The following is a 23,495-nucleotide window of genomic DNA, read 5'->3' as shown; positions in this document are numbered from 1 at the left end:
TTAATTGGTGTTGCCACAAATGAATCCTGTTTTTTGTACTCAGCCAAATTAACCCCAAATAAAGCCCTTATACGGCAGCTTTATTTGGGGTTAATCGTATTGTTATTTTGCACTCAAAGTTTTCAGTGGAATCTGTAACTTAATGTCATTTAGGTTCAGTGAGTATTGTAAATCCTGATTCCCGCGAACCGTCATCTTCATATCCGTTGCATAAATCACGAGACCCAATTGATGTCCGGCAAGTAACCGGTGGAAGATTGGTTGAAGTTCTACACTGAAGTCATTGAACTGGTTCGGTTGAATGGCTTCGGCGTGCCAAGGCTCATGCCGGTTCTGCAAATTCAAATGACCTTTCGTGATCATTTTAAATGGGGTGGCGGGCGCTAACTTAAAGTCTTTCAAGTCATCTTCACGCCAGTGGTAACCGAGGTCGAGCGCCTTAGCGGCAATCAACTGTGGACTAACCGTCAAGCGTTGTGCCAAGCCAAAATCAATCAACATGAAGCTCAGCATCCCAAAGTTTTGATTAACCGCAACGGAACCACTGACTTTAGGCCGGCCAACGAGCAACTGATCTGCGGGCGCTTGCCATGATTTGAATAACAGGCGGTGATTGTATAAGGGACTGCTTTTGTCTTCACTGAGCAGGTCATTTTGCCAGGCGTCTAAATGTTGTTGATAGTGTTGGAATAGCTTATCTGGCAACTTGTCCGTAAAGTGGGCGGCACGTTGGTCGACTTCATGATCGGCTGGGACGAGTTCCTTGTACTGCACCTTAAAATCAAGCGACTTGTCAGCATCTTCCCACCAATTATCATGCGCGGTCCAAGTTTCGGCGGCCGTATTGTCTTGAACTAAGACATTTGGCAATAGCCCTTCCGCATGGTTATCCAACCCATAAAGTTCATGACTGAGCCAGAGATTCATCATGTCGGTAAAATCGAGTGACTGTAAATTATTAATATAGATGTGTTGTCCTTGATGCAAAATTAATTTTTTGGCAACCGGCACCGCTTGAAGCTTATCCCATAAGTTGGCAACGTTCCGCGGTTTGACGTTCCAATCATTGAGACCGTGGACCATCACAATATCTGCCTTAATTTTATCGACATTTTTCAGATAGTTTCGTTCATCCCAGAAGCGGTTATAGCTCCCAGTATCACGATCTTGATCAGCGGTTAATTCTGCCAGTTTTTTGTCAAATTTTCCTTGAATGTGATGAGCATCGCCGGCTTTAAGACTACGTGAAAAGACTTCGGCGGCGAGCACGTCGGTATCTTCACCTTGGAAGGTATCTGGTGCGACGACCAAGCCATTGTCACGATAGTAGTCGTACCAACTGGAGATGGCTGCTTCCGAGATGATCGTTTTCAGACCGTCGACCCCAGTAGTTGCGGCAGCGGTCGCAAGGGTGCCTAAATAAGACCGACCAGTCATCGCCACCGAACCGTTAGTCCACCAAGCTTTAATCGCAATGTCACCATCACGCGTCGTAAAGGCGTTGCGTTTGCCAGTCAGCCATTCGATGATGGCGATTGTTGACGCAGTTTCATCTTCATCACCAGTTGGGGCTAAGCCGTCGGAGTCAACGGAACCAATACCGGCAGCGTAAACGACCGCGAAGCCGCGGGCTAAGAAATAATCATTCAGAGTATAAGAACGTTCCCGACCAAAGCTTTCTTCTGCTTCGGTCGTGGTTTCGTCAATCGGACGGGCTGCCGGTAAGTCCGGTGCGGTAGCGTTAAATTCAATATCGGCGTAAGTGTTATGGTCTGGCGTCTTAGCCGTCAGTGGAACGTCCACGTCATGCATCTGGGCTTTGCCGGCCTGGTCGTCAATCCCTTGGTTGTATGGGCTAGCCGTATATAGCACCGGCACCTTTAAACCATGATTCGTAGCCGCTGGTCGTAGAATTTCCACTTTTAATAGGTCACGTTGACCATCATGATCGGTATCAAGCGGCGCTTCAACGTAGACGACTTCACGGATGAGTTTGTCGGTATCAAAGACGGCTTGGGCCTTGCCGTTGAAAAATAAGGGCTGCTGATCCTTATCGCGCAGGTAAAATGGGGCAAAAAAGCCACGAGTCGTGAGCAATTCAATCAAGGTTTGACCTTGGACGCCGCGGGTATTTAACAGTAAGTACCAAGCGTAGTAGAGTGATTCACGATCAAAGGCGGACTCACCAACCATTGGGAGATGAATATCTCGCATGGCGAGCAGCGGATCGGCGAGATCGAAATCTTGACCAGGCAAGAAACCTAATAATTGTAAGCCGACATTATAAAAAACTTGATTGCTAACAATCGTGGCGCTGTCCAACCACTCAGCAAGCGTACGTTGGCTAGTGGCCATTAAGTTCGCAAATTTGTGGGTTAGACCAGCCTCAGAATGAACTTCAGGAAAACTTTTAGCTAACAGGGCTCGGTAAACTGCTGGAACAGTGGTTAACGCACGCATGTCAGCGGTAATAAACTGGATTTTGGTGAGTTCGGCAATCGCCGTTTCAGAATCAGTAGGCACGATTGCAAATTGATTATTTTTCATAGGATTATCCTTCATAATTATGATTAGTTTTAGCTATTATTATAACGCTATTCAAGGCTAGAATGGGAAGTGAGATTGAATCACTGACATCGCTGCCATCCTGTGGTACATTGAGCTTAATTTGAATTTGGAGATGGATATCGCATGGCTGAATTTCCGATTTTGTATACGACGAAAGCAATTAACGAAGATGGCATTCATGGTGAAGCCTTTATCGAAGGTGGGATGCGGGTTCCCGTAGCTAGTCCCACTAAACCCGATCCCGGGTCCAATCCGGAACAACTCATTGGGCTCGCATTGAGTACATGTTTAAATGCCACGCTTGAAGCGATTGAGAAGGAACATGATGTGCCGCACCAAAGCAAGGTCGAAACGACTGTTCGGATGTCCCGTGACCGGTTTGGCTATCAGTTCTTCCTAGATGCCAAAGTGACGGTGCCAGAAGTGGATTTGAGTACGGCGGCTCACTGGTTAGCGATTGCTGAAACCCGCTGTCCAGTGGCTAAACTGCTCGGGGATAACGTGAACGTCAAGATTCATTTGTAATTAAAGGTTAACTGTTGCTTCCAGTCGCCACTGATAACATGCGGCCGTGGGACCGGTTCAAGTCAGACACGTCTTGGCCCTCGCCCGGAACCTTTGTGCGATGGTGCTCACAACAAATTTATAAGCGCGCATTGCTGACATGATAGTGCTCGCGATAGCTTTCTTGGACTTTAAACTTGTAATCAAAAGGATCTGATTGATTAGACAAACTTGTCATCAATCAGATCCTTTTTGGGCTGGTGGTTAATTAACAGCCATGATGTCTTGGACAATGTGGGTGGGCAGATTTAACGACATCTTCCACTTTGTCGACCTTTTCTAAGGCTTCGCGCTTAGTCTTTTCTTTTTCAATCTTGAGTTCGAGATATTTGCGATGGGTCTTGTAAAAGCCGCTAATTGCGATGGCGACCGGAATCGTGTGCAGAACGGTCAAGGCTGGAATTAGCCAAGGATAATCGTGTGCCATGTTATAAACACGTTCATGATGCATCTTCCAAGCTTCATGCATTTCTTTTGGTGGTAACATTGAAAATCACGCTCCTTAAATTGTTGCCCTTAGTATAACGGTTATTGTAACCGCTGTCACTTGTGATAATTAAAAACGCCCAGAGAATTTATCTGAGCGTTCGGTTTGTTGAATGTGCTTAATCTAATTTTTGATTCATTTTACTATGGCGAATCCCATAACTAAAGTAGATGATCAGGCCAAAGACGAACCAAGCAAGTGACGCCACCCAAGTTTCGAGTGACAATTGGGTCATCATGAAGAGGCACAACAGTCCAGAAACGATCGGGAGAACTGGGTAGAATGGCACTCGGAAACCCTTAATCTTGTTTAAAGTTGGATTTTTGCGTAATAACAAGATGCCAAATGAAACAAATGTAAAGGCAATCAATGTGCCGATATTAACTAAGTTTGCCAATTGACCAAGTGGAATGAAGCCACCAAGCAAGGAAATCACAACCGTCACAGTAATCATCGCATGTTTGGGCGCATGATGTTTGTCAATTTTACCTAAGAAACTTGGTAGTAAGCCATCACGACCAATTGAATAAAGCAATCGGGAACTACTATAGATCATCGTGACCATCATGGTAAACATCCCCGCTAACGCGCCAATTGAAACGATCCCAGCAACGAAGTTTTGATGGACCAGTTGTAACGCAAAGGTGACCGCATCGTCGACGTTCAACAATTTGTAGGAAACCATCCCAGTCAACACGCCAGAGACCATAATATAGAAGGCGGTACAAACGACCAACGTGCCAATGATCCCAATCGGCATGTTCTTTTTGGCATTTTTAACTTCTGCCGCGGAAGAAGAAACAGCATCAAAGCCTAAGTAGGCAAAGAAGACGACGGCTGCACCTTTGAAAATCCCATTGATGCCAAACGGTGCAAATGGCGTCCAGTTCGCTGGTTTCACATAGAATGAGCCAACTAATAGGAAAATGACAATAATTGCTAATTTCACAGCAACAATAATATTGTTCAAACGGACGGAAGTTTTTAAGCCTTCATCAATAATCCAAGCAATCACGCAAACAATCAAAATGGCAACCAAGTTAACGTAAGTGCCGTGTGCGGGATCAAAAGAACCGGTGATAGCTTTCGGAAGCTTAAGCCCGAAGCCAGCAATAAACGAGTTAAAGTAGGCGGCCCAACCGACCGCGACGGCGGCAACGGCTAAGACGTATTCGAGAACTAAGGCCCAACCGATGATCCAGCCAATCATTTCACCGTACACGATGTTCCCATAGGAATAAGCAGAACCGGCGACTGGCAGGACGGATGCAAACTCGGCATAACACATGGCGGCGAGTGCACAAACGATGGCCGCAATTACGAATGATAGAATAATTCCTGGGCCGGCTTTAGTGGCGGCCACAGTCCCTGGTAAGATAAAAATCCCAGTTCCGATGACGGCCCCAATACCTAATGCAATTAAATCGACGGCGGATAGGGTCCGCTCAAATTGACTATCTTTTTGTAAATAGCGCGACAGATTTTCTTTCTGAAACACGCGCTGACGAATCCCCATAAATTTTGTCTCCTTTTTGGTGATTATTAACAGTTCATTGTTACAATTCGACAATTAACTATGTTCACATGATACCGTGACTGATTATTAAAAGTCAATTAGAATCAGGTGCTAATTTAAAAAGTGACCAGCCTAACTGGTTTATTGGGGCGTTTAACGGGACTAATACGCGTTACAATGCGTTTGAATTCTGATAAGATGATTAGTGAAACGAGTTTAAGAGGAGGTAGGCAAAATGTCATCAATGTTAGTCGCAGAAGATTTATCAGCTGTCGGTGGGATTTCGCTGACAGCGGCGGTTTCCGTACTGACCGCCATGGACTATCAAGTTGCGGCGTTGCCGACCAGCCTATTATCGACCCATACGAGTGGTTACGGCACACCGGCAGTCATGAATCTAGCAGATTGGTTGCCAAAAGTTTTTAAACATTGGACGGTGGCCCAGTTAGATTTTAAGCAAGGGTTGATTGGCTATGTTGGGACGGTTGAACTTTGCCAGTTGTTACAAGATTATTTGGCGCAACAAGCCTTGGACTTGTTAGTGGTTGATCCAGTCATGGGGGACTTAGGCAAGTTATATTCAGGTTTCGACGATGATTACGTTGTCGCGATGCGTCAGCTAATTCGTTTGGCGGATGTCATTTTACCGAATGTCACCGAGGCGAGCTTGTTAGCGGGCTTACCCTATACAGATCAACCAGATCTGTTGCAAACGTTGACTGCGTTACAAAAATTATTGAAGCCAGGAGCCCATGCGGTGATTACCGATGTCACCCAAAACGGTAGAATTGGTTGTGCTTGGTTGACCGCGGCTGGCGTCCAATTTATTGGCGAACCCCGATTAGCTGGTCATTATAATGGCACCGGTGATACCTTAGCGGCAGTTATTGCGGGGCTGCTTGGGCGGGGCTATTCCTTAACACGTAGTTTGACACTTGCCAATCAGTGGCTACATCTAGCAGTTGCAGAAACGCTCGCAGAAAAACGACCCGATGAGCGGCAAGGCGTTGCACTAGGTGGCCTACTACATGCGATTTTAACGCTAGATTAATGACGGAAAATGTTATACTACTAGTTAATGAATTGAAATCGAATTAGGAGGAATTTCACGAGATGAGTATTGAAGTTACAAGCGGTGCCGTGGTTTATCAGCAAAAAGATGGCCATCCCGCTTATCTCTTGTTGCAAAGCGCGACGAGTGATTTTTGGGGCTTCCCGAAGGGCCACGTTGAGGGTGAAGAAACCTTGGCTGAAGCAGCCTTACGGGAAATTCGTGAAGAAACACAATTGACAGTTACCTTGGATACAAAATTCAAAGGTTACACTGAATATGATTTACCTAATGGCAACCGGAAACAAATGACGTTATTCGTCAGTGAAGTGCCAGCCGGGGTCGCCATCACGCGTCAGCAAATTGAAATCAGTGCGACTGGCTGGTTCGACTACGCGACGGCTCGCGACCGTTTGACTTACGATAATTTGAAGAAATTACTCGATCAGGCTAATGATTACATTGAAAAGAAGTTGAATTAGGTTCTGACTGCCGGAGCGGAATCACCACTAATTGTTGCCTATATGACAGTGTTTACGAGTCCTTTTGTCCATTCAAGTTTCGGGTTTTAAGCCAAAAAATTACTGGCACCGTCGCATAAACGGTTACCAGTAATTTTTAAACTATGAAACTAGAGCAAGATAAAATGGACATCAATTTTTGAATTATAATGAACGATTTTTAGGCTTGAGTTTTTAAGTTCGCAACTGCATCTTCGATTGTAACGCCTTCAGCGCGCAATTCTGGATGAAGTTTGTCAGTTGCAACGAATAATTGACGCTGGGTATCCAGTACGATACTGAACCAGCTGTTTGTCGCTTGAAATTTCATGTGACAAAACCTCCTTCATGAAAATTGTTTGGTTTTGCTACGAGATGCTTACATCATCTTTGAACCTTACAAGATAGAAACTATACACGGTTGCACGGTATAATGCAAATGAAAAGCCTTACAGAAATTGTAAAATAGGAGAGAACTACCTAATGACTCATAACAAAGTTTTTGTCATTACTGGTCCGACTGGTAGTGGTAAAACAACTGTCAGCCAGTATTTGAAAGAACACTATAACATGCCACAAGTGATTACGCACACAACTCGCCTCCCAAGAGTTGGCGAACGCGATGGGGTCGACTATTATTTTGAGACGCCAGCCAGTTTTCGTACCAAGCATTATTTAGAACATGTGACCTATAGTGGTAACCAATACGGTTCATCGCGTGAAGGCTTAGCAGCAGGCTGGCGAAAGTCGCCGTTGATTAGTATTGTGTTGGATACGGCAGGCGCCGTGACTTATGCCCATGAACTTGGTGAACAGGCCGTCGTGATCTACTTAGAAGTCAGTGATCAACAGGCTTTGATTGAACGCCTAACCAAACGTGGTGATCAGCAAGTTCGGATCGAACGGCGCGTTGCGAGCAAAGAATATTTGCGGGATCAGCAGTTACCGGCAGGGTTAGTTGGTCACGCCCAAGTTATCGTCAATGATGACTGGGCGCAAACGCAACAAGAATTGGATCGGTTGATTGCCCAGTACCAGTCCGATCCACAGTCGGCGAATTAATTCACTTTCAGAAGCGGGTATGCTAAACTAAATAGTAATGATTATGATTTAGTAAACGGAGGCCGGCAAGATGGAAGCGACACTGGAACAAGCGGTATCAATATTACGGCGTAACCAATTAAAAATTACGAAGCAACGGCAGGCACTATTGGATTATCTAGTGACCTATCAGGATCACTATGTAGCGATTTCAGCCGTTGATGAGCATATGCGGACGTTGTTTGCCGGCATGAGTCATAATACGATTTATCGTAATATCAAAGAATTTGAGACACTTGGCTTGTTAGAAGTGAAGTCCGCTGACAATCAGACCTTGGTGAAATATCAGTGTGATTTTGAACACCAACATCACCATCATTTTGTTTGTTCGAATTGTGGTCGCGTTATTGAGTTACAGGCGTGTCCATTAGATGCCTATGAAGCACAGCTCCCTGGCTGTAAAATAACCGGTCATCGCATGGAAATATATGGCTTGTGTGAGGACTGCACCGCAAAAGCGGCCCAGAAAAACTAGTCGACACGCTGTCGGCTTTTTTCTTGCCCAAAAGGCGATTGAGACGTGGTAAGCTTGTCCTAAAGACTTTATTAATTTCGACCACTTTTAATGCATTTGACCCATAAGCATGGTTTAATTAGAGATTGAGAATATCGCATGGAAAGATTAGAAGGGAATGACATCGATGGCTTATCGAACACCACCATTTATTTCACCATTTGCAATTGTTTCGATCGTTTTAGCACTGGGCGCCACCAATGTGGTTGTCAATAAAACAACGAATACAGTTAATGGTGCCAAGGCTAGCAGTAGTCGCGTCGTCTCGACTTCTAGCAGCACAACTAGTGATAAAAATGCTAGTGATAAAAACAGTGATAGTAGTTCATCAGACTCGAGTAACGAGTCATCTAATTCAGATAATCAAAGTTCACAAGAAAGCAGCAGTTCAACGACTGATACGCAAACGACCAGCAGTTCTTCGGCTGAAAATACCAATTCTGCCAGTTCAACGACGGATACCAGTTCTAGCTCAGCCGCAAGCTCGTCGACCAATAGTGGGACGTCTGATGAGTCTTCGTCAAGTGCCACAAGTTCTGCCACGACGACGACGGACAATACGAACGATACCACAACAAACGGGGGCGACTAGGCAATGTTTAGTATTTTAGATATGATCAACCATGCCCTCGGCTACGTTAATGTCAATTTAAAAATCAAGAACCAAATCTATATCGCAATTGGGATTGCTGGGAACTTGTATCTCGGCTATGTTGCCATTCAGTTGATGCGCAATGGTGCCTGGTTACGGGGCTTGCTCTACATGCTAGTTTTCTTGGTGCTTATTTATTTCATTACGCTGAATGTGATTTATTATTTCACCGAGAAAAAGGCCAAGTATGATTTATCACCAAAAATTGAAAAGTTATTAGGAGGTAAGCCTAAAGAAGCGCTTGCCGCCGAAAAGCAAGCCCGCCAAGGTGCCCAACAGCCTTATATTCCGGCTAATGGTATTTTTGACGGCCAGGAGTTGTTACCAGCCGCGGTCAAAACGTCGCGTGAAGAACAACGAAATGTGCATCAAATTGTTGATCAACTGCAAGCTGCTAATATTGTACGCTTGGATTATGGTGGCATGAGTGATCAAGATATCATGCAACAAGTTAAGGCGACTGGTGATCCGGTTGCTGCGATTGGTCAGGGCATTCAGATTCCTTATTCGCAATTAAAGCTTGAGAATCATCGAATGACGGTGTACGCCGGCATTAATCAAATTGACCAATTACCAGTTGGACACATTACGCGCGTTGGGCTAACCGATGTCCACGATGCGCATGAAGATTATAAGTTATATCTGGCTTCCACAGTCATTACTGGCGGCATGGAAAAGATTGCGGGACGTTCAGCAACGATTGAACAGCCCGGCGATTATCAGATTACAGCGCAAGTTGCTTTTGAAGATCGTGAAAATTAGCCGTTAAAAAACAGGATTCTGGGTCGAAAAATCGACTTGGAATCCTGTTTTCTTTATAGACCATTTTTGATAAGTTGCCAAAGGCGTTCAAATCGTGGCTGATAGTCGGGCTCATTCCAAGTCTCTTTAAAATTGGGTAGTGTGAAAATTGAGAAAGCGGCCAGAATGAGCTCTGCCCGTTCATAATTTTCATCATGGTAGTTCATGAGTGTATCAATGATTCGATAGGCGTCTTTTAAGACTGTGCGCAGAGCCATTGGCTGGTTATCAATATATTGCGTGTTGAGTGTAAACATTTGAGGATTGGTGTTGTAAGTTCTTTTTTTAGCAGTCACGAAGGCCCACAGCCAATCATGCAGTTGTTCAGCTGGGGTCCCAGTTGCTGTAATTTGGATCTTATCAATGATTTCACGTTTAAACCAAGTGGCGGCGACCGCTTCCCAGAGCTCCTGTTTGTTGCGGAAGTGTTTATAGATAGCGGCGTGGGTCATGCCGAGTTGTTCAGCAATCTGGTTGAGTGTAATTCCGGCATTGCCAGTTTGGCTGATGAGCGCTTCGGCCGTTGCAATAATTTTGGCACGGGTGTTTTGAGCCATAAAACCCCTCCTTGACTAATTGATTAAACCTAGTCTAACACAAATCAATTCGTAAAGTTACTTTATTTGCTTTTTGTAACTTAGCTTGTTATACTGTGTCCAGTTACAAAATAGAGAAAAAGTTACTTAAGTCGGGTAAAAAAGGGGCTTATTAAAAATGCAAGCAGCGCAATTAATGAAATATGAAAAAGCGTTTAAATTGGTCGTACAGGACCTGCCCAAACCAGTTCCTAACAATAATGAAGTTCTTGTTCAGGTTAAAGTGGCGGCAGTCAATCCGTTGGAACATCTGATTGGGAGTGGCAGTGTGAAGTTGATTCAAAATTACGCCATGCCAGTCACAATGGGAAATGAGTTATCTGGCATTGTGACTGCAGTCGGTTCAAAAGTCCAGCGTTTTCACGTTGGTGATGAAATCTATTCACGGTTGCCATTGACTAAGATTGGTGCATTTGCGGAATTTGTGACGATTGATGAACAAGCAGTCGCCTTAAAACCTAAAAATTTGGACTTTGAACACGCTGCTGCGGTTGCTTTAACCGGTTTAACCGCCTATCAAGGTTTCAAAGAAGAGTTGGGGGCGCAACCTGGACAAAGTGTGATGATTCCAGGTGGCTCAGGTTCCTTTGGTCAGCTGGCCATCCCAATTGCTAAAGAATTAGGCTTGAAAGTGATGGTAAGTGGCAATGCTCGCGGAGAAGAAACTGCAACTGCCATGGGTATTTCACAATACTTTAACTATAAGAAAGAAAATTATTGGGAAAAACTCACGCCAGTTGACTATGTGATTGATACGATTGGCAAACGGGAATTGGTTCACGAGCTGTCGGTTTTGAAACCAGGTGGTCGCTTACTTTCACTACGGATGGGACCTAATCGGCGGTTTGCACAAGATCATCAGTTATCAGTGGCTAAAACACTGCTCTTTTCAATGGCTGGTGCGCAACTTGATCGCCAAGCGAAAAAAGCAGGTGTCCAATATCATTTTATTTTTGTCCGCAGTGATGGGACGCAATTGGCAAAAATTACTGAAATCGTTGAACGTGAGAACATTGTTCCTGCAATTGATCCAACTGAGTTTAAACTCGCACAAGTTAATGATGCGTTAGCCTTAGTTGCTAATGGCCGGACTAAAGGCAAAGTTCTGATTAAGTTTTAGGAAGGTGACGGATATGAAAAATTTTGATTACACTAAGGTACCAACTCAAAAAATTACGGGCGACAATGGTGTTACTTATGCTTATCGAGATTTAGGTGAAGCTGTTGGTGTACCATTGATTGCATTGACCCATCTTTCCGCCAATTTAGATAATTGGGATCCCGAGGTGATTGATGGTCTTGCCAAACATCAGCGGGTGATTACGTTTGATTATCAAGGGGTCGGGACTTCGACTGGAAAAGTGCCAGGTCGTATTCAAGGTATGGCTAAGGATGCTTGGCAGTTTATCGAGGCACTTAAACTTACTAAGGTTAATCTACTTGGTTTTTCAATGGGTGGAATGGTTGCTCAAGAAATGTTAGAGCAGCATCCTGAAGCCGTTCAGCGAGTAATTTTGGCTGGAACTGGCCCTCGAGGTGGCGAAGGAATTGAAAATGTCACTCGTATTTCAGATCTGGATTTAGTTCGGGCCTTGGTCACCTTCAAGGATATTAAAACAACATTATTCTTTACACGAACAGTCAATGGTAAAACCAGTGCTGCCCAGTTCTTGAAACGCTTAAAACGGCGTCAACAACAACGCGACAGTACGATTTCTTGGTTTGCCTATCGGCGTCAATTAAAGGCGATTAATCGTTGGGGATGCGCACAACCGGCTGATTTGTCGGAAATACGGCAACCAGTTTTGGTTGTGAATGGTGACAATGATCGAATGGTGCCAACTGAGCCCAATATGTATGACTTGCATCGGCAACTCGCTAATAGCGAATTGGTTATATATCCGGATGCCGGTCACGGCAGCATTTTTCAAAATGGTTCAGATTTTGTTGAAAGAGCAAACCGATTTTTGGCTTAACGGTCAAAAATTGAGATTAAGCATGGTTACTTGTTGATGTGACAGTATTTGCGACAGTTTTTAACTTTTTAGTCTTTGGTTGGCTAATCATACTTATGGCCCAAAAACTCGTTGACAGTGTTTCGTCAACGAGTTTTTTGCGTAAAAGAGTTTCAAAATATCTAAAGGTTGCACGTTTTGTTGATGGTTAGCATTCGGATTTGTTCTTTCGATTTTTTATACCAAGATTGTTAGTAAGCATTAATTTAATGATTGATGATTTGCTCGAAACCTTGCTGGCGGCATGCCGTTTTCACGTTTAAAAGTCCGAATAAAGTTTTCATCATTGTTGTAACCGACCTCGGCACTGATTATCTTAATCTTTTTATCGGTACTTTTTAATAATTCGGTCGCAATCTGCATACGACGCTGTAGTAAGAATTGGCTGAAAGACAATCCTGTTGCATGCTTAACACGTTGAGAAATATATTGAGTTGAGTAGTGAAATTGATGTGCGAGTTTTGATAAGGTAATTTGTTGATAGTTCTTTTGAATAGCAGTAATAATTTTGAAGTCAATCAGATCTTGTTTCTTATTAGGCTTTGGGATAATAGCCGTTTGCATGAAATGCCTCAGTAAATGACTAAAAAGCAATAGTAAATATGAATGAATCACTTGAGTGTAGTACTGTGGCTTATTTAAAATTTCTAAGTACATTTTAAGAATAAGATCTTGTGTTTCATGTTCACCTAGTGTTTTGAAAATAATATAAGTATTGAGCTCTTCTGAAAAAAAGTCATTCCGAAAGAAAGTAGAAAAAGTACTATCTCCGACTAAATCGTTGAAAAAAATAGATTCAAAGGTATGACGCTCAATCAAAATATTTAGCACGATGCTGTAGTTATCAACATCTAGTGAATGATAGACGCCTGGTTGAATTAAGCAGATTTCACCAGTATGCATGGTCATTGTTTCGTGATTGATATGTTGGATGAATTCGCCCTCATAAACATAAAACATTTCGTAAAAATCATGTTTATGCAGGATGGGGGTTGAGTAGCGCGTGTGTTGTGTCATTTTTACTTTTAACGGATCATCTTCGGAAAAGAAAAAGTCAGCCGGAAAGGTACTTGGTTCACTGGTGTCAGATTCATTAATGATTGGGACTAGCATCTTATCAGTTTCATCAGGATTTAAATGCTGATTAAAGTTGTTGATAAGTTGTTGATTATTCCGAATATCTCTGTGAGTCATTAAGTATTTTTCAATTTTAGTGTAATTGTGCATTTGAGCTAGCAATTCGGTTAAAGTCATTTGAACCACTTCTTTTACATATTTTTTGGTGAATTGTGTTTGCATTTTATCAATATATTGGCAAAATACACGCTGATATATGATATAAGATCAATAAAACCTAACCAGTACGTACATTGTATCCGATTTTGAAAGCGAATACAATTATTGGCGTGAGGAGGAAAGTTTATGAATGCAAATGATACTTCAGGTTGGATCTGGACACCGGATTGGACAGCTAAAGATCAACAAATCCCAAGGTTAGTCTTGTTTAGGCGTTCTCTTGAGATTACAAGTCCCATTGAATTGGCAAAAATTAAAGTGACCGCAGACTCGCGCTATAAATTTTATGTGAATGGAAAATTAGTTGAAGTTGGACCTTTAAAGGGCAATCAGAAAAAATGGTATGTTGATACATTAGACATTAGTAATTACTTACACGTTGGGCTTAATGTGATTGGGGTAAAAGTATTACGTTATCCAGATATTCATCTTGCCGGCAACTATGGTGTTGTGAGAACCGAAATGCCTGGGCTGTATGTTCAAGGCAAAGTTGTGACTGAACAGATGCGCTATGACTTAAAAACTGATCCTAACTGGCTTACATTTACTAATCGTCATTTTGAAATTGTAAGTGAAGCAAATGACTTTGCTCCCTTACAAATTTATGAAAAAAGCAGTAGCACACTGATTTTACAAAAATGGCTGGACACAGATGCTGATTTAACTGGCTGGCAACAAGCAAAATCGTATCGACAAAATGAAATACCAAACGTCTTGAAAGTGAAAAATTTAGTGGCTCGGACAGTCCCGTTTATGAAACGGAAGCTTGCTCGTTTTGGTGGCATAAAGCAGTTGGTTCAAACTAACAGTACTTTAACGAGTTGGAATGCATTTTTGTTGGATGACCAGCCGTTAACGATTCCGGCTAAGCAACATGCAATTGTCGAGATTACGGCCAATGCTGAACAAACGGGCTATTTACGATTATCAGTTGTTGAGGGGAAACAGGCACGGATTAAAATTTTACAATCCGAAGCTTATGTGAAGCCCGAAACTGAAATGGTGAATGGTTTGACCATCCATGTTAAAGCAGATCGAGAAGATGCCAAAAACGGTAATTTGGAAGGCTTTTTTGACACTTATACGGTTAACGGTATGGGAACCATTAGTAGCCCAGAAATGTATGTGCCGTTTTGGTTGCGGACATTTCGATTTATTCGATTAAAGATTGAAACCGGGCAGCAGCCGTTGACCCTGACACAATTTAATTATGAGTCCACTGGTTATCCACTTGAAGTCCAAACACAAGTTCAGACATCGGATTCAAGTTTGCAAGACATTTGGCAATTGAGTGAACGGACTTTGCGGCGGTGTATGCATGAAACTTATGAAGACTGTCCTTACTATGAACAACAACAATATTTAATGGACACGCGGGCACAGATTTTATACACATATGCGATTTCGGCTGACGACCGATTGGCCAGAAAAGCGATTGATGACTTTAAATGTTCACAAAATCCAGATGGAACCTTAAATGCATCCTCCCCAAGTTTTGAAGAAAATATCATCCCAACATTTTCGATTTATTATATTTGGATGATCTATGATCATATGATGTATTTTGATGATCATCAATTATTGCAAGACAACCTACCAACAATTGAACGGATTTTAGCCTATTTTGACAGGCATGTCACCGATCAAGGCTATTTGGATAACTTGGGTGGTTTAAATGGTATTTCTAGGTATTGGTCATTCATCGACTGGGCAGTGGAATGGAATCAAACCAGTGGCGTGCCAAGTGCTGTGAAAAAAGGTCCGGTTACCCTTGAAAGCTTGTTGTACTTGTACGGTTTACAAGCAGCAATTAAGATTGTTGCACATTTAGGATTTGACAAGCTTGCAGATAAATATCTCGATCAAGCAAGCAAACTGAGAATAGCTATTAAGAAATATTGCATGGGTAAGAATGGCATGATTCAAGATGGTCCCAACTTGGAAACCTATAGTCAGCATGCACAAGTTTTTGGCATTTTGACGCATGTTCTTTCATATGAGCAAGGTCAACGCAACTTGAAACGAACCATTGACCATCGACAGGAGTACGCCCAATGTTCGGTTGCAATGTCATTTTATTTATTTGCAGCTTTAAAACAAGTTGGCTTATATGCTGAAAGCAATCAGTACTGGGAGATTTGGCGGCGGATGATTGCCAAAAATTGTACTACTAGTGTTGAAGCTGAGGCTGGTGAACGAAGTGAGTGTCACGCGTGGGGCGCATTAGCTTTGTATGAGTTGCCAACCACGATTCTTGGAGTGTCACCGGCAGAGCCAGGTTATCGAACGGTGGCAATCAAACCAACACCAGGATATTTGCAGTGGGCGAAGGGCTCAGTCAAGACACCAGTGGGCATGGTCAATGTTGATTGGAAGGTTCAGAATGAGCGACTAGTGTTGAACTATACCGCACCAGTGGCGGTGGTGTTGGAGGAAAGTTAATTATGAGCGTTTCGTCTAAGATTAATAAACCAAACAGCAAAGATATTAAGCTCCCGGAAAAGGTTTCGTATGGACTGGGCAACTTTGCTGCTAATTTATTGTTAACGACTGCGAATACGTACATGGTATTTTATTATACTGATGTGGTTGGTATTACGGCGGCAGTTGTGGGAACACTGTTATTGGTTGCAAAAATCATTGATGGGCTGTTTGATCTGGGAGTGGGCGCGTTTTTAGACGAGCAGGATGACAATGGTCGTGAAAAAGCGCGACCATGGCTTAAACGCCTAGCCGTTCCATTCGGAATTGCGCTGATATTAATGTACAGTGTTCCTGATTTTAGCAGTGGTTTTAAAACTGTTTACGCTTTTGTAACTTATATTTTTGCCATGTTTATTTTTTCTGCAATCTCAGTTCCCTATAATACGATGATTTCATTATCTTCAACGAACCCAATTGAACGCAGTGAATTGAGCAGTTATCGGAATATGTTAGGCAGTGTTGGTGGCTGGGGGTTGACAGTTGTGACGTTACCACTAGTAGTATTTTTTGGTAATGGACGCCAGGGATGGTTTTTCTTAGCTGTGATCTACGGAATTATCGCGAGTCTGGCATATTTACTGTGTTATCGAAATACTAAAGAACGGGTGGTTGCAGTATCAAGGGTTACCGATACTGGAAAATTACGAGATAAAATTAAAGTTGTTTCCAAAAATAAATATTGGTGGATCGTGCTAGTAATCATGATCTTAACATTTATTACCGCTGGACTTGGTGGGGTCAACGTGTATTTTGCAAAATATATTATGGGAAGTGCGGACTATGTTGGTGCCCTAGGAACCGCAAACTATATTCCGATGATTCTAGGGTCAGTGGTGTTAATCCCGCTGGCTGCAAAATTCAGCAAAAAGACGATTGTGATGAGCGGATTAGGGTTAAACACTTTGGGGTGTTTAGTCATTTTAATTGGTAGTCATAATGTACCCTTGATTATTGCTGGTAATGTCTTAAAAGGAACTGGTTCCGCAGCAATTTTTGGCCTAATTTATGCGATGTTTGGGGATACAGTTGATTATGGCGAATGGAAGTTTGGCAAACGTGCAGAAGGGCTAACTTTTAGCGCGGGGAGCTTTTCCGAAAAAATCGGTTCTGGTATCGGTGTCATTATTTTAGGTTTTGCTTTAAATATTGGTGGCTACGTAGGTGGCAAAGCTGTTCAGACTGCCTCAGCCCTGCAGGCGATAAATTTCATCTTTATCTATTTGCCATTACTAATTGATATTATTTGTATTGTTTTACTAATGTTTTATGGCCTGGATAAAATGTATAACTCAATTCGGGCAGACCTAGATGAATCAGCTAAATATCAAGCCTAAGAATGTGATTTATTCAATCATTTGCGTCGCGACATAGCTTAGTTAAAGACGTATTGAGCGAAGTATAGGATTATGCGTCAAAAATTAATAGGAATGAGTGATTATGATGGCTTCAAAATCTAAAAATTTTCAGCAGTACCGGCCAGTTGCAATGGCGGCCGGATTGGGATCAATGCTAGGATCAGGAATTATTGTCGGGTTATCGGCAACTATTCCAGTGTGGCAACAGGGACTGAGTCTGACCAATTTACAAGTTGGGATAATTTCAGGGGCTTTAACATTTGCAATTGCTTTTGGGTCATTATTCGGTGGTCGTTTTGCAGAATCCTTCGGGCTGATAAAAACTTTTAATTGGACGAACTTATTTTATGGCATCGGGACGTTGGTGTGTGTATTTTCAACGAATTTTATCACGTTGCTCATTGGTGCAGTTATTGCAGGAATTACTTCCGGTTGTGATCTGCCAATTTCGCTAACGGTTGTTTCTCATGATGCGCCAGACAACAAAACATCATCAGAATTAGTCTCATTTACTCAAGTATTTTGGCAAGTTGGTATTTTTATCTCTTATTTCTGTTCATTTATTGTTTCAAAGATGGGCGGTTTACTGGGAGCAAGAGTGGTCTTTGTAATTTTATCAGCCATCGCCATCGGAACTTGGGCTTGGCGAACATTTTCATCAAAATTACAACAATTTCATGTTGAAGGTCAACAGCGATATGCAAAAATAGCTGCCAAAAAAGGTTCGATTAATACTAAATCAGTCTTTAAAGCGTTATTTGGTTCAGAAAATAGTGGCAAACTTTTTAAATTCTTCTTAGCAATTTTGGTGTTCTATGTTGGCTGGAATTTACTCGCTAATACTTGGGGGCAATTTCAAACATTCATGTTAGTCAAGGCGAACGCTTCACAGAGTTTAGCAACCGGTTATGGAATTATCACGCAATTGTTAGGTTTACCATTAGTTGCTTTATATGCCTGGATTGCTGGAAGTAAATATCGTAACTTGGCCTTTAGTATTGGGTCAATGGTCATGTTTATTGCCATCGCGGCGATGGCAATGGGCGGTAATATCCTTTGGGTTATCATGGGAGCTATTTTCTTGTATGGCCTTGGGAGTAACTTTAGTGGCGAGGCTTTGTATAAGGTCTGGACGCAAGAATCATTTCCAATAGAAATCAGGTCGTCGATTCAAGGAATCATTAATGGTATTTCGCGAATTTGTTGTGCATTATTTGCTTTTGTTACACCAAGTTTGGTTGTTCCGTCAGTTATTAAAACAACCATGTGGTGCTTTGCTGGTATCGTCTTAGTTGGTTGGGGTGCCGGATTACTAATGATTCATTGGCAAAAGAAATATGGCTTGGAATAGCTTATTGAGTTCAAAAATTGGGAATCAATGATGCGATGAGACCATATAGACAAGAAAACTCGTTGACAGTGTTTCGTCAACGAGTTTTTGTTTAAAACAACTTTAAAATATCTAACGGTTGTTCAAAACGATAAGCAGTCTGCTGATGGTCAGCATTAGGATCCATTCCCCAAACGGCCAAACCAAAATCAACGTTGGCGGCCGCGGCAGTTTGTTCATCACTTAGCGAGTCGCCAACAAATAGGGCGTTGCTTGGTTCAACATTAATTCGGTCGATTGCCGTCAATAATGGCAATGGATCGGGCTTCCGTTTGGGCGTATCATCGGCGCTAATGGTGACAGCCATCTTGGGCATGAAGTCATACTGAGCCATGCCACTGACCATTTCGTTACGGCGTTGCGAGGTCACAATGCCTAATTTTACTGACGCTGGTAATTGTTGCAACAAGTCTGTGATGCCTGGATAAAGGGTAATATCTTGGTAATGGTCGGCCATCACTGCTTCATAGCGGGCTTGAAAATGGTCGAAGTCCGTCGCGGCGATTCCTAGATGGGCCATGGCTTGCTCCGCGGCCATTGGGAAGGTTGCTTGGGCGTCCGCGGCCGTAAAAGATTTGTCGTATTCACTTAAAACTTGTCCCATCACTTTAGCGTAAGCTGGCTGGCTATTGGTGAGGGTACCATCAATATCAAACATAATTGCTTGATAAGTCATGGATCATCATCCTTTCAATTGCAATTTACTTTCAGTATATCAAATTAACCGTTGACAGTGATTATTTGGATTGTTATAGTTAGATTAATAATTGATGAGGAGCTAATGATATGTCATTACGATTGAATCGCCCAAAAACTTCAACTAGCTTTTACTTTTGGTATTTTCGCTAGTGTTTGTGCCCGCTGCATAGGTGCAAACACGAATCCGATGTTTGCATCGATGCGGCTTGCCAAAGGCTTTTTGCGATTCAATGGCGCCCATGGATGTTCGAAAATTCCTAGGGCGGCTATAAATAAGATTTTTTAAGCAACACACCCTTTGAATTTTTGACGGGTGTGTTTTTTGTTTTCACAGAAAACACGCATGGACACAGATCAAACCCCTAACCAACAAAAAATTCTGGGAGGAAACCCATATGTCAATTGATTCTGAAACTTTAGTACAACACATGAACAACCAGCTTAGTGCCATTCAACCATCCGATATTCTTGCTTTTAATGCCGAAATCGCTAATATTCCTGGAATTGTCCGGCTAACCTTAGGCGAACCGGACTTTAATACGCCGGAACATGTCAAAGACGCCGCCATTCAGAGTATCAAAAATAACGAAAGTCACTATGCCCCTTCAAATGGGACCATGGCACTGCGTCAAGCCGCAGCCAACTTCTTAGCGAAAAAGTACGATGTGCATTACGATCCTGAAAATGAAGTTATTATTACGGCCGGTGCGACTGGTGGGATTTACACCGCGTTGAGTTCAATTTTGAATCCTGGTGATGAAGTCTTGATTCCAACGCCAATTTTCCCATTGTACATTGCGATTGCTAAGCTTAATGGTGCGGTACCAGTGTTCATGGATACGTCGGAAAATGACTTCGTCTTGTCACCAGAACAATTGACGCAAACTTTAGCGGCGCATCCCAAGGCCAAAGCGGTCGTTTTAAACTTTCCATCGAATCCAACCGGTGTGACATACCGGCGTGATGACTTAAAGGCGCTGGCCGACGTTTTAGCTGACAAACCAATCTTTGTGTTATCCGATGAGATCTACAGCGAGTTGACTTATGGTGACGCCCACGTGTCAATTGCCCAATACTTGCCAGAACAAACGATTTTGCTGAATGGGGTCTCAAAGTCGCACGCGATGACCGGGTGGCGGATTGGGGTCATGTGTGCCCCTAAAGCAATTACTGCCCAGCTTGGCAAAATTCACCAATTCACTGTCACTACGACCACGGCCAACGCGCAAGCAGCGGCGGCGGAAGCCTTGAGCAACGGTATGGATGATGCACAAGTCATGAAGAAAGAATACTTGGCTCGGCGGGACTACTTATACGAAGCCTTAAATAAGCTTGGATTCAAGTCCGCGAAACCTGAAGGTGCATTCTACCTATTCAGCAAAATTCCAGCTGGCCTGCCACAAGATAGTATGGCATTCTGCCGTGAATTAGCTCATGAAGCCCGGGTTGCTTTAATTCCAGGGAGCTCATTTGGCCCTGGTGGTGAAGGCTATGTGCGGATTAGTTACGCCGCTTCCATGGCAAACTTGGAAACGGCCGTTAAACGGATTGGTGACTACGTCGCGAGCAAACAAACTGAAACGGAGACGAACTAATGAAAATTTTAATGTACAGTGTACGCGATGACGAAGAAGCAGCAATCAAAGATTGGGCCGCCAAAAATAAGGTACAGGTCGATACTAACGCTTTAGAATTCCATCCAGATACCGCTGAGTTAACTAAGGGTTACGATGGGGTGGTTATTCAACAACGGAGTGCGATTGGCGATGATCCGGCTGTTTACCAACAATTGGCAGACTATGGTTTGAAGCAGATTACCAGTCGGACGGCCGGTGTCGACACAATTGACATTCCAGCGGCCAAGGCTGCCGGACTCGCGGTTACCAATGTGCCAGCCTACTCGCCCAATTCTGTCGCTGAAATGGCCGTGACCCAAACGATGCGCTTGATTCGGAATCTGGAACTATTTGACAGTCGGATTAGTCAGCAAAACTTCCAGTGGGCCGGCTTACAAGCACGAGAAATCCGGTCGTTAACGGTCGGGGTCATCGGTGCTGGCCGAATTGGTGGGACCGTCGCGAGATTATTTCACGGCTTAGGCGCTAAAGTAATTGCTTACGACCTAGTCCATCATGATGAGTTGACGGATGTTTTGACATATGTTGATTCTAAGGAAGACTTGTTGAAACAAGCTGACGTGGTGACGTTACATGTAGACTTGAATGAGACTTCTAAAGCCTTGATTGATGGCCCTGCTTTGAAATTAATGAAGTCGGATGCTTTCATTATTAACGCCTCGCGTGGGCCGGTCATTGTGACCGAAGCCTTGGTTGCCGCCTTGAAAGCCGGCGAAATTGCAGGTGCGGCCTTGGATACCGTTGAAGGCGAAGCGGCATTATTCAACCAAGATCATCAAGGTGAAGTCTTGACGGATAGTTTGATTGCGCAGTTATTACAAATGCCAAATGTGATTTTGACACCACATGTCGGCTTCTACACGAACCTTGCTGTTAAGAATATGGTCGATATTAGTTTGGATGATGTGTTGACTATTCTGAATGGTGGGGAAACTGAGCATACTTTTTAGGGTTAGCTTAAAGTAGTAAAGCTGAAAAGCGGCACTAGTTTGGCTGTATTGCAAAGATTGTCTCAATTGAAAGGAAATGGTCGCTATTAATTTAGCGGGCGTTTCCTTTTTCATCTGGTGACAAAATTTAAGATTGACCGTGAAAGTGCGTTCGAGTTTTGAAAAGCGTGGTAACATTAAAGCTAGTGGCAGCGTTTTACAAAGATCAGATGGTTAAAAATAAGTGATTTAACGCGTTTTTCAGGTCGTTGATTGGAAAAATTTCAGGTCATCTTGGGAACAGACGACTGCTAAAAAACGAACATTTTCATGCGATGACACGGGTTTCAGTCGATAATCACGATTAATTCACCTGACTTTCGGTTAAATTAACTTAAAAACGCCGCATGAATTACCACTATTTTGGTTAATACGGCCAATATTTGACCGTTTTTTGACAGAATAGCTAATTATGTATTAAACTATTTAAATAGCATTAACGAAGAATAAGGATTTATTAACAAACAGATTAATGCGATTAAATAAAAATGTCAGAAGTTGAGCTGACAAAAGAAAGCGATGGTGACGCCATGTCAATGATCGAATTTCATAACGTGGAAAAGTATTATGGAGAATTTCACGCGCTTAAAAATATTAATTTAACGATTAACGAAGGCGAAAAAGTGGTCTTAATTGGACCGTCTGGTTCTGGTAAAAGTACGTTAATTCGAACGGTTAACGGTTTGGAACGGGTTCAATCTGGGCAGTTATTAGTAACCGGTTTTGATTTAGCTGATAAAAAAACTGATATGAATAAGATTCGTAAAAATGTTGGCATGGTGTTTCAACACTTTAATCTCTATGCGAATAAAACAGTCTTAGAAAATATCATGATTGCACCGCGACTGGTTTTAAAGCGACCGGAAGCTGAAAACAAAAAGTTAGCGATGGATTTGTTGGACAGTGTTGGTTTAGCCGATAAGGCCGGTAATTTACCGAGTCAACTCTCCGGTGGCCAATCACAACGAATTGCCATTGCACGGTCGTTGGCAATGAAACCAAAATGTTTGTTATTTGACGAACCAACCTCAGCGCTAGATCCAGAAATGATTGATGATGTGTTGAACGTCATGAAGAACGTCGCCGAAGATTCAAGTATGACGATGCTCGTTGTGACGCATGAAATGGGCTTTGCACGTGAAGTTGCCGACCGGGTTATCTTCATGGCCGACGGTGAAATCTTGGAAGATGATCGCAAAGAAAAATTCTTTGACGGTGAACCGACCAATGAGCGTGCCCGCCAATTCTTGAGTAAAATTTTGACACACTAGTCAGCCGGG

Annotated in this window: 22 protein-coding genes; 15 read left to right on the top strand and 7 right to left on the bottom strand. The window is 42.8% G+C overall.

What is annotated here, in order from left to right; all coding sequences use genetic code 11:
* Positions 1-102 precede the first annotated feature (102 nt).
* Positions 103-2,547, bottom strand: a complete 2,445-nt coding sequence (locus tag FFM74_RS02950) for a Xaa-Pro dipeptidyl-peptidase (protein ID WP_137625138.1) — start codon at positions 2,545-2,547, stop codon at positions 103-105.
* A 144-nt stretch (positions 2,548-2,691) separates the two neighbouring features.
* Here FFM74_RS02950 and FFM74_RS02945 point away from each other — a divergent pair, with 144 nt between their 5' ends.
* Positions 2,692-3,093: an OsmC family protein gene (locus FFM74_RS02945; RefSeq protein ID WP_137625137.1), complete on the top strand. Its 402-nt coding sequence runs from the start codon at positions 2,692-2,694 to the stop codon at positions 3,091-3,093.
* A gap of 247 nt (positions 3,094-3,340) precedes the next feature.
* Here FFM74_RS02945 and FFM74_RS02940 read toward each other — a convergent pair whose 3' ends face one another.
* Both FFM74_RS02940 and FFM74_RS02935 read right to left on the bottom strand, forming a co-directional pair.
* Entirely contained in the window at positions 3,341-3,619 is a 279-nt protein-coding gene (locus FFM74_RS02940) for a transposase (RefSeq protein ID WP_137625136.1), read from the bottom strand.
* A 118-nt stretch (positions 3,620-3,737) separates the two neighbouring features.
* The gene (locus FFM74_RS02935; protein ID WP_137625135.1) at positions 3,738-5,135 is read right to left on the bottom strand and encodes an amino acid permease; all 1,398 of its coding nucleotides are present in this window, start codon (positions 5,133-5,135) and stop codon (positions 3,738-3,740) included.
* Positions 5,136-5,370: 235 nt separating this feature from the next.
* Between FFM74_RS02935 and FFM74_RS02930 the strand changes: the two genes are divergently transcribed.
* On the top strand, positions 5,371-6,186 hold the full coding sequence (locus tag FFM74_RS02930) for a PfkB family carbohydrate kinase (protein WP_137625134.1): 816 nt from the start codon (positions 5,371-5,373) through the stop codon (positions 6,184-6,186).
* A 62-nt stretch (positions 6,187-6,248) separates the two neighbouring features.
* Positions 6,249-6,668 carry a bis(5'-nucleosyl)-tetraphosphatase gene (locus tag FFM74_RS02925; RefSeq protein ID WP_137625133.1) on the top strand — a complete coding sequence of 140 codons (420 nt, stop codon included), beginning with the start codon at positions 6,249-6,251 and terminating at the stop codon, positions 6,666-6,668.
* A 199-nt stretch (positions 6,669-6,867) separates the two neighbouring features.
* Here the strand turns inward: FFM74_RS02925 and FFM74_RS02920 are convergent, their stop codons facing one another.
* Entirely contained in the window at positions 6,868-7,017 is a 150-nt protein-coding gene (locus FFM74_RS02920) for a hypothetical protein (RefSeq protein ID WP_137625132.1), read from the bottom strand.
* A 152-nt stretch (positions 7,018-7,169) separates the two neighbouring features.
* On the opposite strand from FFM74_RS02920, the gene FFM74_RS02915 reads away from it, so the two are divergent.
* The 4 genes from FFM74_RS02915 to FFM74_RS02900 all read left to right on the top strand — a co-directional run bounded on the left by FFM74_RS02915 (position 7,170) and on the right by FFM74_RS02900 (position 9,715).
* Positions 7,170-7,748, top strand: coding sequence for a guanylate kinase (locus FFM74_RS02915; protein ID WP_137625131.1), 579 nt, complete (start codon positions 7,170-7,172; stop codon positions 7,746-7,748).
* Positions 7,749-7,818: 70 nt separating this feature from the next.
* Entirely contained in the window at positions 7,819-8,262 is a 444-nt protein-coding gene (locus tag FFM74_RS02910) for a Fur family transcriptional regulator (RefSeq protein WP_137625130.1), read from the top strand.
* A gap of 166 nt (positions 8,263-8,428) precedes the next feature.
* Positions 8,429-8,893, top strand: a complete 465-nt coding sequence (locus FFM74_RS02905; protein ID WP_137625173.1) for a hypothetical protein — start codon at positions 8,429-8,431, stop codon at positions 8,891-8,893.
* 3 nt (positions 8,894-8,896) lie between these two features.
* Entirely contained in the window at positions 8,897-9,715 is an 819-nt protein-coding gene (locus FFM74_RS02900; RefSeq protein WP_137625129.1) for a DUF6681 family protein, read from the top strand.
* 53 nt (positions 9,716-9,768) lie between these two features.
* Here the strand turns inward: FFM74_RS02900 and FFM74_RS02895 are convergent, their stop codons facing one another.
* Positions 9,769-10,311 (bottom strand): TetR/AcrR family transcriptional regulator, encoded by a 543-nt coding sequence (locus FFM74_RS02895; RefSeq protein WP_137625128.1) that lies wholly within the window; start codon positions 10,309-10,311, stop codon positions 9,769-9,771.
* A 157-nt stretch (positions 10,312-10,468) separates the two neighbouring features.
* On the opposite strand from FFM74_RS02895, the gene FFM74_RS02890 reads away from it, so the two are divergent.
* On the top strand, positions 10,469-11,470 hold the full coding sequence (locus FFM74_RS02890) for an NADP-dependent oxidoreductase (protein WP_137625127.1): 1,002 nt from the start codon (positions 10,469-10,471) through the stop codon (positions 11,468-11,470).
* Positions 11,471-11,483: 13 nt separating this feature from the next.
* Positions 11,484-12,326, top strand: coding sequence for an alpha/beta fold hydrolase (locus tag FFM74_RS02885; RefSeq protein ID WP_137625126.1), 843 nt, complete (start codon positions 11,484-11,486; stop codon positions 12,324-12,326).
* A 240-nt stretch (positions 12,327-12,566) separates the two neighbouring features.
* On the opposite strand, the gene FFM74_RS02880 is transcribed toward FFM74_RS02885, so the two are convergent.
* Complete coding sequence (locus FFM74_RS02880) at positions 12,567-13,664, bottom strand: helix-turn-helix domain-containing protein (protein ID WP_137625125.1); 1,098 nt, start codon at positions 13,662-13,664, stop codon at positions 12,567-12,569.
* A gap of 123 nt (positions 13,665-13,787) precedes the next feature.
* Here FFM74_RS02880 and FFM74_RS02875 point away from each other — a divergent pair, with 123 nt between their 5' ends.
* The 3 genes from FFM74_RS02875 (at position 13,788) to FFM74_RS02865 (ending at position 18,851) form a co-directional block, all read left to right on the top strand.
* The gene (locus tag FFM74_RS02875) at positions 13,788-16,103 is read left to right on the top strand and encodes an alpha-L-rhamnosidase-related protein (protein ID WP_223877145.1); all 2,316 of its coding nucleotides are present in this window, start codon (positions 13,788-13,790) and stop codon (positions 16,101-16,103) included.
* Between the two features lie 2 nt (positions 16,104-16,105).
* Positions 16,106-17,479, top strand: a complete 1,374-nt coding sequence (locus FFM74_RS02870) for an MFS transporter (RefSeq protein ID WP_137625124.1) — start codon at positions 16,106-16,108, stop codon at positions 17,477-17,479.
* Between the two features lie 106 nt (positions 17,480-17,585).
* Entirely contained in the window at positions 17,586-18,851 is a 1,266-nt protein-coding gene (locus FFM74_RS02865; RefSeq protein WP_137625171.1) for an MFS transporter, read from the top strand.
* Positions 18,852-18,942: 91 nt separating this feature from the next.
* On the opposite strand, the gene FFM74_RS02860 is transcribed toward FFM74_RS02865, so the two are convergent.
* On the bottom strand, positions 18,943-19,566 hold the full coding sequence (locus tag FFM74_RS02860; RefSeq protein WP_137625123.1) for an HAD family hydrolase: 624 nt from the start codon (positions 19,564-19,566) through the stop codon (positions 18,943-18,945).
* Positions 19,567-19,984: 418 nt separating this feature from the next.
* Between FFM74_RS02860 and FFM74_RS02855 the strand changes: the two genes are divergently transcribed.
* From FFM74_RS02855 to FFM74_RS02845, 3 genes are all read left to right on the top strand, one after another.
* The gene (locus FFM74_RS02855) at positions 19,985-21,184 is read left to right on the top strand and encodes a pyridoxal phosphate-dependent aminotransferase (protein ID WP_137625122.1); all 1,200 of its coding nucleotides are present in this window, start codon (positions 19,985-19,987) and stop codon (positions 21,182-21,184) included.
* Positions 21,184-22,176 carry a D-2-hydroxyacid dehydrogenase gene (locus FFM74_RS02850; protein WP_137625121.1) on the top strand — a complete coding sequence of 331 codons (993 nt, stop codon included), beginning with the start codon at positions 21,184-21,186 and terminating at the stop codon, positions 22,174-22,176. The genes FFM74_RS02855 and FFM74_RS02850 overlap by 1 nt, the downstream gene beginning before the upstream one ends.
* Positions 22,177-22,745: 569 nt before the next feature.
* Positions 22,746-23,486: an amino acid ABC transporter ATP-binding protein gene (locus FFM74_RS02845; protein WP_137625170.1), complete on the top strand. Its 741-nt coding sequence runs from the start codon at positions 22,746-22,748 to the stop codon at positions 23,484-23,486.
* Positions 23,487-23,495 lie beyond the last annotated feature (9 nt).

The organism is Lactiplantibacillus pingfangensis (genome assembly GCF_005404945.1).
GTDB classification, from domain to species: Bacteria; Bacillota; Bacilli; order Lactobacillales; family Lactobacillaceae; genus Lactiplantibacillus; species Lactiplantibacillus pingfangensis.
Note: the sequence above shows the minus strand (reverse complement) of the source record. Positions and strands in the feature narration are given on the sequence as shown.